This window comes from Parabacteroides sp. 20_3 (genome assembly GCF_964238835.1).
Classification (GTDB): Bacteria; Bacteroidota; Bacteroidia; order Bacteroidales; family Tannerellaceae; genus Parabacteroides; species Parabacteroides distasonis.
Genome location: NZ_CAXSNO010000003.1, coordinates 1 through 17,135 on the forward strand (window position 1 = coordinate 1; position 17,135 = coordinate 17,135).

A 17,135-nucleotide genomic window follows, 5' to 3' on the forward strand; every position below is an offset into this window, starting at 1 on the left:
GTTTTATTATCCTCGCTCCGGAATCCGTTATTGTAGTCCAAAGTCATACTTCTTTGACGGTATCAATCCGGAAAATTTCTTCTCCTATACTTGTACTACTTGTTGAATTATGTAAATCTCTCAAAGAACTCTCTCGCTATCGTTTCTCGATTGCGGCTGCAAAGGTAAGGACTTTTTTTTAATCTCCAAATTTTTCGGTGAAAAATTCTCGATTTATTTTCTCTCGTCGATCTCCGGGCGGTTGGAAATTATCGCTTGGCCCAGCCAACCTCATCCCCTACCCAAGGATACCTCCACGTTTCCATCATTTCTGAAGCGCCGTTCTCTCTCGAATGCGGGTGCAAAAGTAATGCTATAAAACATACGGTCCAAATTTATCGGGCATTATTTTTCAAGTTTTTTACGGCAACGGATATCGGGTACATTATAATATAGGATACCCTATTTAGAGTCTATATTCATCTAAAATAACTAAGTTCGCATCAAAATAGAGTTGGAAGAGAGTGTCGAATTTCGTTTTCGAGTTTGTTAGCCGAACCTTAAACCTATTTCTTCATCCCTCGTACGGGAAACTAATCTGAATGCCACACTAAATTAAAAAATTATGTCGAGACCAATCAAGAAAGGATTAAGTTATTTTCCACTGGACACCGATATGCTGTCCGATCGAAAAATACGTCGCTTATTTCAAAATTATGGATGCGAAGGTTTCTCCACCTACATGGCGATCCTGTGTGAAGCGTATGGCACCACGGGATATTACATCCGATACACGGACGATTTCTGTTTTGATATCGGATTTACGCTCAATCTGAAGGAAGAACAGATCCGTGAGATCATCGGATTTTGTGTTGAGATCCGATTATTTAATCAGGAACTATTCGCCCTGCAAGGAATCCTCACATCTTTCGGAATCCAATCCCGCTATCGGGAAATCAACAAGCGGAGCATATCCCGTATCTCCCCCGAATGGGAAATCCGGGAAGAGACCGCCCCTATTTCTACGGTAGAAATATCGGTTCCTGTTACAGAAACCCCGGTTTTAGCGACAGAAACAGCCCCAAAAGGAAAAGGAAAAGGAAATAAAACAAACACGGTAACAAAAATTCAAGCTAGAAATGAACATTCGACCTCAAATGATAACGGAGAGGCAGGCCGCAGAGCCGAGTTACTCCAAATGGCAGCCAACGCCACAAGCGCTAGCCGACATGCGTAAACGATACGGAGACGCCCAAGGTTTCCTATCGATATTCACCCCCGATCTACAGATCGCCGCCGCCCGTCACCCGGAGCGGACCTATACGGGCACGGCCCCTACGCTGGCCACGATAGCCGTCGGCTACGGTGAACCGGTAGCTATCGTATGGATCTGCATCCAGCTGGAGAACGTAAACCTGTTCGCGGGGGTAAAAGAGAAAATGCCCGTCAGCCGCCAAAAAGAGCTGTCAGCCTTGATTCTCACAGAGTACCCATTTTTAAAGGCTTCCGAGATACTCCTTTTCTTCCACCGGCTGAAATGCGGACGGTACGGACGCTTCTACGGATCGGTGGATGCCTTGACCATCACGACCTCGCTCCTGCAATTCATGGACGAGCGACGGAAAGAGAGCGTCCGCTACCGGCAACCGGACACGGCAGCTCCCGCCACGACCACCCCCTCCTCGAGTGGTATCACGTATGAAGAGTATTTAAGATTAAAAGAACAAAAACAGCAACACCATGAACACGAATAGAATCTATGGCCATCAAGAGTTGGCCCTTTTATATTTCCCGAACGTACTCCCCTCCTCGGCCTCCACGCAATTGACCCGTTTCATCCGCCGGGACCCGGAGCTACTGTCTGCCCTCGAAGCCATCGGCTATCGTAAAGGCATCCGCCTTTACACGCCCTTGCAAGTGCGGACCATCGTCGATCATATGGGTGACCCCGAGAATTGGAATCTTTAATTTCCAAGCCTCAATTATCAATTTTCCATTATTAACGGCATAACGGTGATTTCTCCCGTAATCCAACTCTTTTTTTCGAGCGAATCACGGCCGTAAATGTTCTCAAAAAAACACGTACATGTTTTTCGAAAAACACGTACGACTTTTTCCGAAAATACGTACGTCTTTTTTTCGGGTACAAATCCCGACATTGACCGACACTGACCGACTGCCCTTTTTTCAGTCTCTTACCTTTGCGGAAAAAAGAAATGATGAATAAACTTGTATGTATCGGGCTAATTATCCTATCCGCATTGTCTTGCTCGGTTTCACGAGATAACAAGCAAAGGCTGTATAAACACGAGAAAGACTCCCTCTCGGCAATCCGTATCGACCATCTCTTTCGCCAAGCCAAAAGCGACAGCCGGAATCACCTATCGGCCACCCTGCGCCAAGTAACCTTCTCTTCCCCCGACAGTTCCGGGCGGCAATATCCGCTGTCCGTGACCACCGCCACCCTGCAAGAACAATCCCGGCGATCGGCAACAGACACCTCTTCCCTATCCAGCGCCCAACGATCCACGCAAACCAGTACCGCCACGCACGTATCGCAGGAGAGCAAGGAGCGAAAAAGACAGGCGACCCCTTGGTGGCTATGGCTAGCGCCGGGCCTTGCCCTCATCGTGATTCTCAAAAAACGACCTCGACAAAATAAAAACTCATCCTATGAACCATAAAAGAAATAAGTATCAGAAAAGAATAAATATACAATTAACAGTAGCCGTGATGTTATGCCTAGCCGGCCTCTCGCTGCTGTTCATGGGATTCTGGTGTAGCCCCACGGGAGAGATCCATAATTCCGTATTAATCGGCTTCGGTGAGGTCTCCACTTTCGCCGGCGCCCTATTCGGGGTGGATTACAAATATAAGGAGAAAAGGAACTATTAAGAAATAAGAAAACGGTAGGTGATAGTATAAATTTTTTTATTACTTTTACCCCTTACATATAATGGACTTATGAGAAAAACCTTTGTTTACCTCTTAATACTAGGCTTAACCTATTTTATTTCTTGTGATAGGCCAAACCATCACCCTTCAATCTTCCAGAAGGTAGAGAGATTAATGCCCCAACATCCGGATAGCGCCTTGGCACAAAAACAGTGGGAACAAGCGGCTTTATTATCCAAACGCTATGAGTTATCGCATGATTCCATAGAAAAAGCACGTCTGGAACAAGAGCTGGAAACAGAAAAGAATAAATGTATAACCTTGAGCAAAAGAAAAGACGTTCTAACCTATGTCATGTAAAAAAATAGCGGAATAAACAATAAATAAAATAATAGGCAAATGAAAACATTCAGTTTTATAGGAGTAACCATCCTGTTTGTAGTGACAGGGTGTGGAGGCAGTCATTCATCGACCGATGAGTTTATTACCGTAGATGTAAATGAAAGTTATTCAACCAAAAAAGAACTGGTACTGCAAGACTTCATGGATGTGGAATACATTCCTCTGGAAACAAACGATGAGTTTATTAATCAGGGATATGTACAAGCGGTTGGTGAAAAATACATAATAGTGGCAAATTATAATAATGATGGGAATATATTCGTATATGACCGGAGCGGAAAGGCCATCCGTAAGATAAACCGTAAAGGACAAGGAGGGGAAGAATATATAAATTTTAGATGTGTTACGTTGGACGAAGAAAACAATGAAATATTTATAAATGATCACTATAAGAAAAGAATAAAGGTTTATGATTTAGAGGGAAATTTTAAACGCAGTTTGAAGCAGAAAACAGAAGGTGACTCTCAGTTCTATTGGGAAATATTCAATTATGACAAAGAAAATCTGATTTGTTACGATGAAATCAATGCTGAGATACCCTTCCTGCTCGTATCGAAGCAGGACGGGAGCATAACCAAGGAAATAAGACCTTCCTTTAAAGAGAAGAAGTACTTTTTTCAAGTCTTACGGATGGAAAATAGTACAAGAGCTGCCGGACCGGGATCTTACAGCAGAATCACTCCGTTTAATGGTAATTGGATTCTATTAGAACCCTCATCAGATACGATCTACACATTGATGCCCGATTGCAGTTTACGTCCGTTTATCGCACGAACGCCACCTATCCATACCATGGATCCGGAAGTGTTCTTGATTCCGAGGTTGATATCCAATCGCTATTATTTCATGGAAGGTATAAAAAACGTATATGATTTCAGGAAAGAAGAAGGATTCCCTAAAACCTACTTTGTGTATGATACCCAAGAAAAGGAGTTTTCTAGGTATATTATATACAATGGAGATTATACTTCTAAAAATGAATTCTATATGGTTATGCTGACCCCTATCAATGCCCAAGGTGAATCATGGGCTACCCTGAACGCTTTCGATCTTTGCCGGGACTATCAAAAGGGAAAGTTGAAAGGCAAACTAAAAGAAGTGGCCGCGACATTGGAAGAGGATGACAATCGGGTGGTAATGTTGGTGAAATCTAAAAAGTAAAAAAATATCAACAGTGATGGAAAACAATTCATCAGCTGGTGGTCATAGGGAATCACGCCAACACGAAGGATGCCGTCATCCGGATAAGGCATTGGAACGATCTGAGGTGAACATAGAGGGCTTTACTACCAACAAAAAGAGCCTCAATAAATGCTAGACAACACCTTTACGAAAATATCGGAGATATTATTTGCTTATATACAGGAAGAAGTATATGTTTGTCGTGAGGACTCTGTAAACACAAATCATCATTCCATTTTCATGGAATGATTCAACTTGTGTAATATTCATTGTTTAAATAAAAAAACGCATGAATAAAATCATATATTACGTATCGATCACGTTACTAACGGTTGTTTCCTCATGCGGAAATAAAGAGACAAATGTATCCAGAAAGTTGACCTTGGATAATTGCCCGGTCATAGCACAGGTTATTAATCTGCAAGGAGATCCGGTGACTAATTTAGACTTTTCTTCCGTAAAGGATACATTCAATTTACCATTAAGCTCCTTGCTATCTTCCTTTCAAGTTATTCGCCTAGAAAATTCGGAAGACGCACTGACCGCCGCAGGACAAGATACCCATATAGCCGTGAGTGACCATTATATTTTAGTGAAATCTTTTAGGGCAGGCTCTTCTTGTAAGCTCTATAACCGTAATGGGGATTTCATCAGAAAGATCTCCTCCCAAGGACAAGGGCCGGATGAATATAACTTATCTATTTATGATCAGTATTTAGATGAAAATAATAATAAAATCTATCTAATGGAGATTCGTGCCTCTAAGATATTAGTGTTTGACCTCGACGGGCAGCCACAAAAACACATTCCTCTGGCCTATATAACCCATAAAGGACGATTTGTTATCAATGACGAGAAAAAAACAGTAACCGTCATGTGCATACCTTTTCAGGGAACTCCCACCGCATTGATCTGGACACAGGATTTCGAAGGCAATATCATCCAAGAATATCCGGTCTCCGACCAATTCATGTTGATCCCAAGCACTTACGATTATGAGGTACGGTAGTCCTTGAATACCAACGCTTCCGACTTCTATCTTCATAATTGTATAGCCTCGCAAGACACACTTTATCATTATGACATAGACTCGAATACGCTACACCCTGTTTTTACGATGCATACGGGTCATGAGCCGATCTGCCATTATTTCACGGAGCTGCCCAATCACTTTCTAGTCACTTGGTATACGCAAACCTCTTGGAATAATGAGTTACCCCGTTTCCCGAAAATCCTAGTAGACAAACAAAGCCTTAAAGGTTGTTTCGTGAATTTGAAATGGAATATGCTAGGGAATATAGATGGGCCTACCAATCCGTCCTTCAATCGAGGTTATTTCACTGCGATCATGGAACCTTACGCATTAAAAGAGCAATTGGAAAAAGTTTTGATTTCCAATCAAAAACTATCTCCGGAGGTGTTGAGAAAAGTAAAAGAGTTGAATAATCGAATTACCGATGATGATAATTGTATCGTCTTTATAGGAAAATTGAAAACAAAATAAAAGAAACATGAAAGCCATAATCACAATCTCAGCGATATGCATACTTTTAACGGTAGGATGCAATCGAAACCCAGAGAATCCGGATAAGTTGCGAACCATACTTTTCGAGCGATGCATAGAGACAGAGCAAAAGATGAAAATCTCCGAGATAGCCGATACCATTGAGTATTTAGAGTTGAAGACTCCACATGATATCGTAATCTCCCGCATCTTAAACATTGTCTGCGGTGATAATTTCTGGTTGATTCACACAAGGCAAGGAATTTACAAATTTACGAGAACCGGTGAATTCGTTAAACAGATAGGCCGTCAAGGACAAGGACCCGACGAATATCTCTATATTCTAGGCATAGATATAAATCCTACTCGAAAAGAGATCATCCATGCGGATACGCAACAGATCTTATATTATGATTACGATGGAAATTTTCTTCGGAAGGAGAAAATTAATGATTACTTTTTTAATATAGTCTTTGTGGATTCTGTATTATGGACTTGTAATCTTTGTATGCATATAGATAAATATATGGCTTGCGCATTGAGTTTAGCGGGTGATACCGTTACTGTCATGCCCAATCCGAATTATGGGATAGAGAGTCTCAACGAGGGATTTTCTTTTGTCTCCTCCTCTGAATTGAGAGAATTCTCGAAATATAAAGAGAATGTTTATATGAAAACCCGCTCGTCAAGAGATACCGTATATCAGTTATCGGGAACAAAATGGAGACCTTATCTCTATCTAGATATGGGTAAATACCAGATGCCCATAGAGTACGAGGCTTGGTATTCCGAGGACGCATATAACAAAAATGCGATTAATTATTGGAATATACCAAGATTGGAGGAAGACGATCGTTACTTCTTTTTCACCGCAGTCAGGCAAAAGCAGACTCAACGGGGAGAGAATGAGAATGATTACAAATTCGTGATTTACGATAAAAAAGAGAGGGAGGGTTTTGTTGTGAAAAATGAGGACGGGATGAAAATCACCGACGATATTTTAGGTGGCCCCAATTTCTGGCCTCGTTGGAGTACTAACGACCTATACATTACGACCATGGAATGGTTCGACCTAGCGCAATGGATAAAGGATAAGAAACGCACCCTATCCCCTACCTTGCAAAAACAGTTCGAAAGTTGGGGAGAGGACACAAATCAACTGATCGTGTTGTGTAGAAAAAAGAGAACAAATATTTTGGCATTTGGGCAAAGAAGATAATCCCATCATAATATTAATGGAATAATTTTTGGTAGTACGAGCAAACTGTGTCAACTAAATATTTTTCATCCGTTGTCATATCCGGCTGAGCCAAATAGACATGAACCTATCATACACGATATACCCATCCGGTTGCCTCAATATAAACTCCTTATCTATTAAGATCCTTAAGGAAGTATTCACGCTACTCACCGCCTTCAAATCATACTTTTTGATGAAGGCGGCAGCATTGACCTCCCGGACAATCCCTTCCTTGGCGATCGCTTTCAATAGCTGGATTTGATTAAATGTCAACAATTGGAAATAAGTCTGGTAGGTATATTCTTCTTCCCGTAAGATCTCCATCATGAGAGAATCAAGAAGCTCCGGAGAAAGTGTTTTTTCCGGTAAAGCGAAGAGACGGTTCAAAAGATATTGCACATACCAAGTATGCCCATCTACCCATGTGTACACCTTATCAAATATTTCTTCCGGAAGCTCCTTCCCTTCCTTCTCGAAGAAAGAATGGGCAAAGGAAAAATACACCTCCTTGCTGATCTTGTCTAAAAATAATTTTTGGGTGGATTGATAGAAGGGGCGCTTGATTGAGAAGAATATATATTCCATCAAGTGCTTTTTACTCCCCGAAAAGATAAAATGAACATTCGGCAAAAATTGAATATAAGAACGCAATAGGCCTTCCACCCCTTTCTCCGGATATTCCATGATTTGCTGGAACTCGTCAATAGCCAGATAACATTCTCTTCCAGACTGCCGCAAGTAGTCGAAAATCTCCTTCAGCGTCTCCTCCTCTTTCGAAGGGACGATATCCAAGGATACAGACGGAATGCCCGATAACTCATCCATTGTTATCACGGGACGGCAACTCTTAAAAAAAGAAAGCAAGGTCTTCAGCGTAGATTGAGAGAGACTATCCAGCTTACCTAAGATTTCCCTTCCCAACAAAGCGACAAACTCACGCAAATTTTGAGTAGAGAAAATATCTAAGTAGAAGCACTTGGCATTCTTCTCCTTTTCTTGTAGCGTATAAAAAACATTCTTGATCAAACCGGTCTTTCCCATACGGCGAGGGCTTACCAACGTGATATTTCTCCCATTATGAAGAGCGGATAAAATCACTTCAGTCTCTTTCTCCCGATCACAAAAATATTCTGGACCTTGATAACCAACTATTAAAAAAGGATTATTCATATTCAGCATCTTATTTGCATTACGCAATTCACGTAACGCAAATTACGTAATAAAAAACCAGAATAACAAGTAAACCGACTACTACTTACATATCCCGACACTCACCGACACTCGCCGATTCCCGTTTTTCAGAGGCTCTATCTTTGCATTGTCATTAGTAATTAACCTTTTAAAATTCAAAATTATGGCAGTGAAATTTAAAGTAGTAAAGCGTAAGGTATTGAACGGCGCAGAGAAAGACTCAGTAAAGAACTACGCGATCGCTAAAACGTCGGGGACTTCGGACCTCAACAAATTATGTAAACTGATTTGCTCTCGCTCCACGCTTTCGTCGGCGGACGTGAAAGCGGTGCTCGATTCATTAAACTGGGCGATGGATCTGGAACTTTCCTCCGGCAACGTGGTGCAATTGGGAGAATTTGGAAACTTCCGTATGTCTATTAACTCCGAAGGAACGAATACGCCCGAGGACTTCGACGCCACCAAGATAAAGGGGGCACGTATTATCTTTTTCCCGGGCTCGGCCCTGCGGACTACCCGCAATGAGGTGAATTTCGAGCCTCTGGAGGTTACGAAAAAGAGCGCAGATTCTGATAGCGAAAGCCCGGACGAGATATGAGAAAAATTGACCTGATCGTGATTCATTGCTCGGCAACCCGTGAGAATACGGATTATAGCCCGGAGCAACTGGAGAGTGACCATAAGGCACGGGGATTCCTCCGTGCCGGTTACAACTTCTACATCCGTAAATCGGGAGAAGTAGTGAACCTGCGCCCGCTAGAGCAAATTCCGGCTCATGCGAGAGGACACAACAAACACAGCATCGGGATTTGCTACGAGGGTGGACTGGACATCACCGGACAGCCACGGGATACCCGCACACAGGCTCAAAAGACCTCGTTGTTACGTTTGATCCGGCATCTCTTAATCTGCTTTCCCGGCTCATGGGTCTGTGGGCACCGGGATCTCTCGGAGGACTTAAACGGAGACGGGACGATCTCGCCGGATGAATGGATCAAACAATGCCCCTCATTCAACGCGATCCCCGAATACAAAGAACTCGTGTATGAGCTACGAAAAAAATAAGTAAAAAATCTATGCTCCCACTAAGGGTTTTCAAATTTGGTTGCGACTATTAGTATAGAAACAACTTAAAATGGAGAATAGCATAGATCATATTATCACAAGGATATTAAGTGGCAACAGCTCCTCGGAAGATTTTCTTTCGCTGAGCGAATGGCTGAACGCAGACGAAAAGAACAAAAAAGAATTTCGGTTGCTAAAGAGTTATTGGGATGCGGAAGTCTCGTTCAGCCATTCCTTAATGCCTAATGTGTCCCTCGATAATTTGAGAAAGAAGATCGACGATCAAAGCAGGCAAAAGAGATTGAGGCTGATCCGTTTCATCGCTACTCCCATTGCGGCGGCAATCGCCTTTCTTGTTCTGTTTTTCGCTACGACGCACTTAAATACCCGGGAAGGGAAGGTTCAGCAATTCTATACCTATATAACCGATAAAAATAAATCTCATTTTACATTGGATGATGGTACGAAGATCATTTTGAACCGGAATAGTCGCTTTACCTACTCTGACGCATACGGTACGGATCAGCGAAAGGTTAATTTGGAAGGAGAAGCCTATTTCGAGGTGGCGAAAAATCCGGAAAGACCTTTCATCGTCGATATGGGAAATGCCTCCATACGGGTATTAGGAACGACCTTTAGTGTAAAAGCCGATAAAGGGAAGGATCAGATCACAGCCGTCCTGCTGGAAGGGTCTATCCGTTTCGAAAGCCCGACACAACAAGTCTTACTAGCTCCCGACCAGCAACTTACATTCATCCGTTCAACGAACAAGATTGATATCCAATCCGTCAACGCAAAAGAAAATCTGGCATGGAAAGACGGCTTGCTAAAGTATAAATCAATAGCGCTTTGTACCTTGCTGAATGAGCTTGAGAAAAAATACGAGATCCCGATCCATATAGAAAACAAGAAACTGATGGACCCGAATGTCACTGTATCCGGAACATTCAGCGAGGATCAATCTTTAAAGGAGATTTTACAAGTAATATCTCGCAGTTTGCCGATCAAATGGTCACAAAGAGATGGAACTTACTATATTCAATAAAATAAAAATATCAACACATCTTAAAAAAAACAAGCAATGCCTATGAGATAACACGGATCATATCTTTCAAAAAAAACAAAACCGGCTGCAAAAATACAGCCGGCCCCATTAAAAAGAATTAATTCCTGCTTCTGCTACTCCACGACCAAATTTTGTGGCAGACGCATATTATCAACCTTTTATCAGTACAAAAATATGGAAAATGTTTCGTATTATAGGTCTTTTAGGTCCAAAGACTTAAAAAAAATGCTCTCGGTCCTAAAAATGTCCTTTATTTTACTTTTCTTGACACTGTTCCAAGCGGTAGCGACTAATTCCTATTCACAATCTGTAACGATTTCCGTGAAGACGGATCAGGCCCCGCTAACCGATCTATTCGCTATTATAGAAAAACAAAGCGATTTCTTATTCTTCTATGTGGATTCTGACGTAAAGAACGTAAAAGTGAGCGTGAACGCAACCGATAAGTCCATAGAAAATATCTTATCGCAAGCACTACGCAACACGAGTTTGAAATATTCGATCGAAGGACGGAATATCAATGTATTTAATAAAAACATTGTCGCCCAGCAAACTAAAAAACGTATTACCGGTGTCGTTAAAGATGCGGAAGGAAACGCTATTATCGGCGCTAACGTTGTCGAGAAAGGCACGACCAACGGTACGATTACGGATCTGGACGGTAAATACATGATGGAAGTATCCTCAAACGCAACCCTTGAGTTTTCCTATATCGGTTACATGACACAGTTGCAACCGGTAGGCGGCAAAAACGAGATCAATGTAAACCTGAAAGAGGACACTCAAAAACTGGACGAGGTAGTCGTAGTAGGTTACGGTACACAGACAAAACGTGAGATTACCGGTTCTATCACCAATGTGACCGCTGAGGATTTCAACCAAGGTCTGACTCGTAACGCAGCGGATTTGTTACAAGGTAAGGTGGCAGGTTTAACGATCAATACGGGTTCCGGCGACGTAACGGGCAACTCGACGATTCAATTAAGAGGTATGTCAACCTTGCAAAAGGACCAAGGTCCGTTGGTTGTTATCGATAATGTACCGGGCATGGACATGTCTACGGTTAATCCGCAGGATATCGAATCTATCTCTATCTTGAAAGATGCGTCTTCAGCCGCTATCTATGGTTCCCGTTCAGCGGGTGGTGTTATCCTTATCACTACGAAGAAAGGTTACGCCAGCAAACCGACCATCGCTTATAATGGAGCGTTCGGTGTATCTACCTTGGCCAACAAGCCGAATCTGCTGACGGCGGACCAATGGCGTAGCTATACTTCCTCTACCCCGGGTAAGGATGGTAAGGATTTTGACATGGGAGCGAACACGGATTGGTTCGACGAGATCACGAGAATCGGTTTCCAACAGGATCATGCCGTGTCTTTATCAGGAGGTGGTTCACACCATAACTATAGAGGTTCCCTTTCTTATATGCAACGTGAAGGTATCGCACGCGATAACTCCATGAACCGTTACAACGCCCGTTTCCAATTCTCCCAACGTGCGCTGGAGGATCGTTTGAAAGTAAGCATCACCGGCGTGGCTACCGTTACGGATAACGCACCGACAAATACGACAAACTTCTTGCTTGCCTACAATATGATTCCCGTACGTCCGGTTAAGCTAGAGGATGGATCTTGGTTCGACACACGTGAATACGACCAAGGAAACCCGGTACGTAACCAGAAAGAGAATACACATAAGAACCGCATCAATAATTTCTATGGAACCGCTGATGTCGGTTATACGATTATCGATGGCTTAGAGGCTAAAGTTCTTTTAGCTAAAAGCCGGAACACGGAAGATGAGAGTAAATACAGTAGCATCGAGTCTCAAGCCGGCTACAACGATGGCGGTAAGGCCGAACGTTGGTCGAGATTGCGTGATAAGGATTTGATGGAATGGACCGCCAATTACTCGGCCGAGTTCAATAAGCATAAGATCAATGCCTTGATCGGTTATTCTTGGGAAGAGGAGAACTATGAGGAGACTCACGTACAGACCCGTGGTTTCGTCACTGATTTATTAGGCGCTAACAATTTGGCCGCAGGACAAAACCTGAACCCCGGAGACGCGGAGTCTGAGAAATGGCAAAGTCGCCTGATCTCTTTATACGCAAGAGCCAATTATAGCTTCAATGAGAAATATATGTTGACAGCTACCGTACGCCGGGATGGTTCTTCCAAATTTGGAACGAATAACAAATGGGGTACCTTCCCTTCCGTTTCCGTGGGTTGGAATATCACCCAAGAATCATTTATGCAAAAAGTAAACTGGCTTAACGACTTAAAGTTAAGTGTCGGTTATGGTATCACTGGTAATCAAACAGGATTGGACCCCTACAAAACCCTCGAGCTTTACGGCACAGATGGTGTATATTATGATACCGGTTCTTGGTTGCCTTCTTATAAGATCAGCCAGAACGCCAATCCGGACCTAAAATGGGAACAAACAGCGATGTTGAACATCGGACTTGATTTCTCCGTATTGGATAGCCGCCTAGGAGGTCGTATCGAATGGTATAACAAAAAGACCTCTGACATGCTTTATACCTATCCGGTACCAACCCCTCCTTATTTATATAATAAGATCATGGCAAACGTAGGTGATATGCGTAATACGGGTATCGAGCTGAGTTTGAACGCAGACGCTATCCGCACAAAGGATTTCGACTGGAACATTTCCTTGAACTTGGCTCACAATGAAAATGAGGTAACTCGTTTATCCAACGATGTATTCACGATGGATAAGATCTTATTAGGTGACGTATTCATCCGGGGTGGAAGCTCCAGTGGTACGCACGTATTGGAAGAAGGACGCCCTATCGGACAATTCTACGGTTTGGTTTGTAACGGTATTGACGAGAACGGTAGATATATCTTGGTAGATAAAGACGGCGACGGCGAGATTTCCGATCCGGCGGATTACGACTACATCGGTTCCGCACAGCCGAAATTGACTTACGGTATCACCAACTCTTTCCGTTACAAGAATTTTGACTTATCATTTTTCTTGCGTGGAACGATCGGTAATGATATATTGAATGCGACCCGCATGGCATACGCTCAATCCGGATTCCTGCCGGGAACGAATGCGCTGGACGATCCATTGACCTATACGTTAAGCGAAACTCCTAGATTCTCCAACTATTATTTAGAGAAAGGATCTTTTATGCGTCTCGACAACTTGACTTTAGGATATAAGATCAAAGCTTTGAACGGTATCCGTGTTTATTTCACGGCACAAAACCTATTCGTTATCACGAAATATAAAGGTCTTGATCCCGAAGTCCCTATGGATTCAGGAGACGGTTTAACCCCGGGTGTAGAACCTCGTGAATTTTATCCGAAGGCACGCACATTCTCTGTTGGATTAAACTTGAATTTCTAATACATAAACAGTAACGATCATGAAAAGATTATTCAAAAATATAATATGTGCCGTACTCGCTCCGGTAGCGCTTGTCTCTTGCATGGATTTGGACGAGAACGTATACGACAAACTTCCTACCGACGAATTCGGGACAACGGAAAAGCAGATCAACGCAATCATGGCTCCGGCATATCAATCTTTGAAAAATATGCTAGCCTACGACGGTCCTTGGGGGGCGGCCGATATGACAGCCGATATCTTGATGGCACCGACACGTGTAGGTGGTGACTGGTGGGACGGTGGACAGTATATGGAACAATGTATGCATAGCTGGAAACCGAACTCTTACTCTGTAGAAAATTGCTGGGATTATTGTACGGGAGGCCTAACTACGGTTAACTCCGTATATAATATTATAGAGAAAAGCGAAGCCATGAGCGATGAGCTTAAGCTTCAATACTTGTCCGAGTTAAGAGGATTACGCGCTTTCTGGTATTATGTAATCGTAGATATCTTCGGTAACGCTCCACTAGTGACAGATTTTGAGGATACCTCCTTGCCCTCCAGCACAAGCCGTGCGGACATTTATAAATATGTGGTTAAGGAATTAACCGAGATCATCCCGAACTTGCGCTCCGATGTATCAGATGCCAGCTACGGTAAGTTTACGCAAGGTGCAGCCCGCATGGTATTGGCGAAGATGTACCTCAACGCCGAGGAATGGATCGGTGAACCGAACTGGAAAGGTGTTGTGGAGCAATGCGACGAGATCATGAAACTCGAATATATCATCGAACCGAATTGGAAAACCAATTTCGAGGTTCATAACGAGGTATCGCGGGAGATCATTCTCCCGATCTGCTACAAGGCATCCGATGAGTGGGGCAACTCTATCCATCTTTGGACATTACATTATCTGGATCCCGATGTATTAGGTTTCACCGGCGGTATGTGGAACGGTATCAACGCCCAACCGGATTTTGTTCGTACATTTGATACGGAAGATCCTCGTTACGAAGGTTCGTTCTTGATCGGCCCGATGATCGACCCTAGCACGGGAGAGATTTTGAAAACGACCCTAGGACATGACTTGATCCATACGATCGACTTAAATGTGGTACCGGGAACAGAGAAAACCGATGCGGACGGTAACTTAACTCCGTGGGGCGAAGTTCACCAAGAAGACGGCGCACGTATCAATAAGTGGGTATATGAGAAAGGCATGCAAAATACCAATATGGAGAACGATATCGCTATTTTCCGTCTGGCTGATGTATACCTAATGAAAGCGGAAGCCTTGGTTCGCATGGGCGGGGATCTCGGTGAAGCTACTCGTCTGGTAAACGCTATCCGGGAAAGGGCTTATGGTAATTCCGATCATAATTACACGAGCGTGACATTAGATGATATTTATAACGAGCGTGGTTATGAGTTGGCATTCGAATTTGTCCGCCGCCAAGATATGATCCGCTTCGGGACTTATCTGAAACCGAGATATATGAAGCCGAAACAGACTCCGGAATATCGTAAGATCTTCCCGATCCCGTTCAAGGCTTGGCAGAAGAACAATAATTTGGTTCAGAACCCGGGATATCCGGCATTCTAATCATATCAGTCTGTTTTTAATATCAATTCTTTAGACCCCAATTCAATTATTAATCATAATATGAACAAATTTATGAAAGAGGTAAATAAACAATCCAGTCCGACTGGAATCTCTAGAAGGGAATTCCTTGGGATGGCAGCCACAGGCGCTGCCGCCCTTACGATCCTGCCCAGCTTTACCGTAGCGGGATTAGGACATGTAGCTCCCAGCGATAAGCTTTATATCGCAAAAATAGGCTGCGGCGGTATGGGAGCCGCCGATTTGGGTAGCTTAATGAATACGCCGCATAAGAACGCGGCGATCACCTGTCTGTGCGACGTGGATGACCGTCAATCTGTCGACGCTCGCAAGACCTATCCAAAAGCTAAGTATTTTAACGACTTCCGTGAGATGTACGAGAAGGAAGGTAAGAACTTCGATGCCGTATGTATCTCCACCCCGGATCATAACCATGCGATCCAAGCTTTCGGCGCTATGCGGATGGGTAAGCACGTATATCTGCAAAAACCGATCGCGCACGATATTTACGAGGCACGTATCCTTACCGAGGCTGCCAAGAAATATAAGGTCGTGACCCAGATGGGTGACCAAGGTAACTCTTGCGACGGTATGCGTACCCTTCGTGAATGGCTCGAGGCAGATCTGTTGGGTGACATCCAGAAAGTATATTGCTGGACCAACCGCCCCGTATGGCCACAAGGTATTCCTTGGCCGAACCAGAAACCGCCTGTTCCTAAAGGCTTGAATTGGGATTTATGGTTAGGAACAGCGGAGTATGTAGACTATGTGGATAATTTGGTTCCGTTCAACTGGCGTGGTTGGTGGCGTTTCGGTACAGGCGCTCTTGGAGATATGGGTTGCCACATCATCGGCCCTCCATTCAAATTGCTTCAATTAGGTTATCCGACCGAGGTTTCTTGCAGCACGACCAATGTTTACTCCGGAATCTTCGAAGAAGCCTATTATCCTGAAAGTTGCCCGGTAGCCAGCTCGATCCGTTATAAATTCAAGAAGAAAGACGGAAGCGACTTGAGCCTATATTGGATGGACGGCGGTATCATGCCGGAACGTTTCGAGGAGATCGACCCAGATGCCGATATGACCTGCACGATGGGAGACTTGGATATGATGGACGTGGAAGGCGCAACCGTATTCGTAGGTACGAAAGGTATGGCTTCTTGCGGCTGGGGTGGTTCCGATCCAAGATTCTGGCCGAAGGGGGTAAAGGCGAACAAGAAACCTTTATTCGACAAAGACGTGAACATTCCTCATAAATATAAACGTATCGAAGGGGGTACGAATGGCCACTATTGGGCATGGATCGACTCTTGTATCGCAGGGTACGACAAGGCGGACGTAGAATCTCCGTTCGAAGGATACGCCGGTCCGTTGACGGAGACCGTATTGATGGGTAACTTGATCTTACGGAGCCATAATATCCGGGAACAAGTGAAACATAACGACTCGATCTACGGAGAGCGTGAAGGCTTCATCTATCCGGGAAGAAACAAGACTTTCCTATGGGATGGAGCGAATATGCGTATCACCAATTTCGAGCAGGCGAACCAATTCATCAAGCGGAAATACCGCGATGGATGGGAAGACCTGAAGTTATAAAAGCTAACAGGAATCTAAC

General features: G+C 43.6%; 19 protein-coding genes. 18 read left to right on the plus strand and 1 reads right to left on the minus strand.

Annotated features, from left to right (window positions below; genetic code table 11):
- The 12 genes from ACESPU_RS06980 to ACESPU_RS07035 form a co-directional block, all read left to right on the plus strand.
- Positions 1-182: hypothetical protein (locus ACESPU_RS06980; protein WP_373133223.1), on the plus strand; the 182-nt coding region annotated here is incomplete at its 5' end.
- Positions 183-604: 422 nt separating this feature from the next.
- Positions 605-1,216, plus strand: coding sequence for a DUF4373 domain-containing protein (locus ACESPU_RS06985; RefSeq protein ID WP_048926875.1), 612 nt, complete (start codon positions 605-607; stop codon positions 1,214-1,216).
- Positions 1,119-1,733 carry a DUF6633 family protein gene (locus ACESPU_RS06990; protein WP_081024259.1) on the plus strand — a complete coding sequence of 205 codons (615 nt, stop codon included), beginning with the start codon at positions 1,119-1,121 and terminating at the stop codon, positions 1,731-1,733. Before ACESPU_RS06985 ends, ACESPU_RS06990 begins: the two co-directional genes overlap by 98 nt.
- Entirely contained in the window at positions 1,720-1,947 is a 228-nt protein-coding gene (locus tag ACESPU_RS06995; RefSeq protein WP_005863971.1) for a DUF4248 domain-containing protein, read from the plus strand. The genes ACESPU_RS06990 and ACESPU_RS06995 overlap by 14 nt, the downstream gene beginning before the upstream one ends.
- 248 nt (positions 1,948-2,195) lie before the next feature.
- Entirely contained in the window at positions 2,196-2,663 is a 468-nt protein-coding gene (locus ACESPU_RS07000) for a hypothetical protein (RefSeq protein WP_227154314.1), read from the plus strand.
- On the plus strand, positions 2,653-2,874 hold the full coding sequence (locus tag ACESPU_RS07005) for a hypothetical protein (RefSeq protein ID WP_005863967.1): 222 nt from the start codon (positions 2,653-2,655) through the stop codon (positions 2,872-2,874). Before ACESPU_RS07000 ends, ACESPU_RS07005 begins: the two co-directional genes overlap by 11 nt.
- A gap of 69 nt (positions 2,875-2,943) precedes the next feature.
- Positions 2,944-3,234: a hypothetical protein gene (locus ACESPU_RS07010; RefSeq protein ID WP_005863966.1), complete on the plus strand. Its 291-nt coding sequence runs from the start codon at positions 2,944-2,946 to the stop codon at positions 3,232-3,234.
- 39 nt (positions 3,235-3,273) lie between these two features.
- Positions 3,274-4,437: a 6-bladed beta-propeller gene (locus tag ACESPU_RS07015; RefSeq protein WP_048926877.1), complete on the plus strand. Its 1,164-nt coding sequence runs from the start codon at positions 3,274-3,276 to the stop codon at positions 4,435-4,437.
- A gap of 16 nt (positions 4,438-4,453) precedes the next feature.
- Positions 4,454-4,594, plus strand: a complete 141-nt coding sequence (locus tag ACESPU_RS07020) for a hypothetical protein (RefSeq protein ID WP_005863964.1) — start codon at positions 4,454-4,456, stop codon at positions 4,592-4,594.
- Between the two features lie 153 nt (positions 4,595-4,747).
- On the plus strand, positions 4,748-5,467 hold the full coding sequence (locus ACESPU_RS07025; protein ID WP_229040570.1) for a 6-bladed beta-propeller: 720 nt from the start codon (positions 4,748-4,750) through the stop codon (positions 5,465-5,467).
- 108 nt (positions 5,468-5,575) lie between these two features.
- On the plus strand, positions 5,576-5,962 hold the full coding sequence (locus ACESPU_RS07030; RefSeq protein WP_229103509.1) for a hypothetical protein: 387 nt from the start codon (positions 5,576-5,578) through the stop codon (positions 5,960-5,962).
- 7 nt (positions 5,963-5,969) lie between these two features.
- The gene (locus ACESPU_RS07035; RefSeq protein WP_008773300.1) at positions 5,970-7,181 is read left to right on the plus strand and encodes a 6-bladed beta-propeller; all 1,212 of its coding nucleotides are present in this window, start codon (positions 5,970-5,972) and stop codon (positions 7,179-7,181) included.
- Positions 7,182-7,256: 75 nt separating this feature from the next.
- Here the strand turns inward: ACESPU_RS07035 and ACESPU_RS07040 are convergent, their stop codons facing one another.
- Positions 7,257-8,372 (minus strand): ATP-binding protein, encoded by a 1,116-nt coding sequence (locus tag ACESPU_RS07040; RefSeq protein ID WP_005863959.1) that lies wholly within the window; start codon positions 8,370-8,372, stop codon positions 7,257-7,259.
- Between the two features lie 184 nt (positions 8,373-8,556).
- Here ACESPU_RS07040 and ACESPU_RS07045 point away from each other — a divergent pair, with 184 nt between their 5' ends.
- From ACESPU_RS07045 to ACESPU_RS07070, 6 genes are all read left to right on the plus strand, one after another.
- On the plus strand, positions 8,557-8,991 hold the full coding sequence (locus tag ACESPU_RS07045; protein WP_048926878.1) for an HU family DNA-binding protein: 435 nt from the start codon (positions 8,557-8,559) through the stop codon (positions 8,989-8,991).
- The gene (locus ACESPU_RS07050) at positions 8,988-9,458 is read left to right on the plus strand and encodes an N-acetylmuramoyl-L-alanine amidase (RefSeq protein WP_009016469.1); all 471 of its coding nucleotides are present in this window, start codon (positions 8,988-8,990) and stop codon (positions 9,456-9,458) included. The genes ACESPU_RS07045 and ACESPU_RS07050 overlap by 4 nt, the downstream gene beginning before the upstream one ends.
- Before the next feature lie 70 nt (positions 9,459-9,528).
- Positions 9,529-10,503, plus strand: coding sequence for a FecR family protein (locus tag ACESPU_RS07055; protein ID WP_048926879.1), 975 nt, complete (start codon positions 9,529-9,531; stop codon positions 10,501-10,503).
- 264 nt (positions 10,504-10,767) lie between these two features.
- On the plus strand, positions 10,768-13,911 hold the full coding sequence (locus tag ACESPU_RS07060; RefSeq protein ID WP_008773298.1) for a SusC/RagA family TonB-linked outer membrane protein: 3,144 nt from the start codon (positions 10,768-10,770) through the stop codon (positions 13,909-13,911).
- A gap of 19 nt (positions 13,912-13,930) precedes the next feature.
- A complete protein-coding gene (locus ACESPU_RS07065) occupies positions 13,931-15,499 on the plus strand; it encodes a RagB/SusD family nutrient uptake outer membrane protein (RefSeq protein WP_005863947.1) in 1,569 nt (522 codons plus the stop codon).
- A gap of 72 nt (positions 15,500-15,571) precedes the next feature.
- Positions 15,572-17,116, plus strand: coding sequence for a Gfo/Idh/MocA family protein (locus ACESPU_RS07070; protein ID WP_057327059.1), 1,545 nt, complete (start codon positions 15,572-15,574; stop codon positions 17,114-17,116).
- The last annotated feature ends 19 nt before the right edge of the window (positions 17,117-17,135 follow it).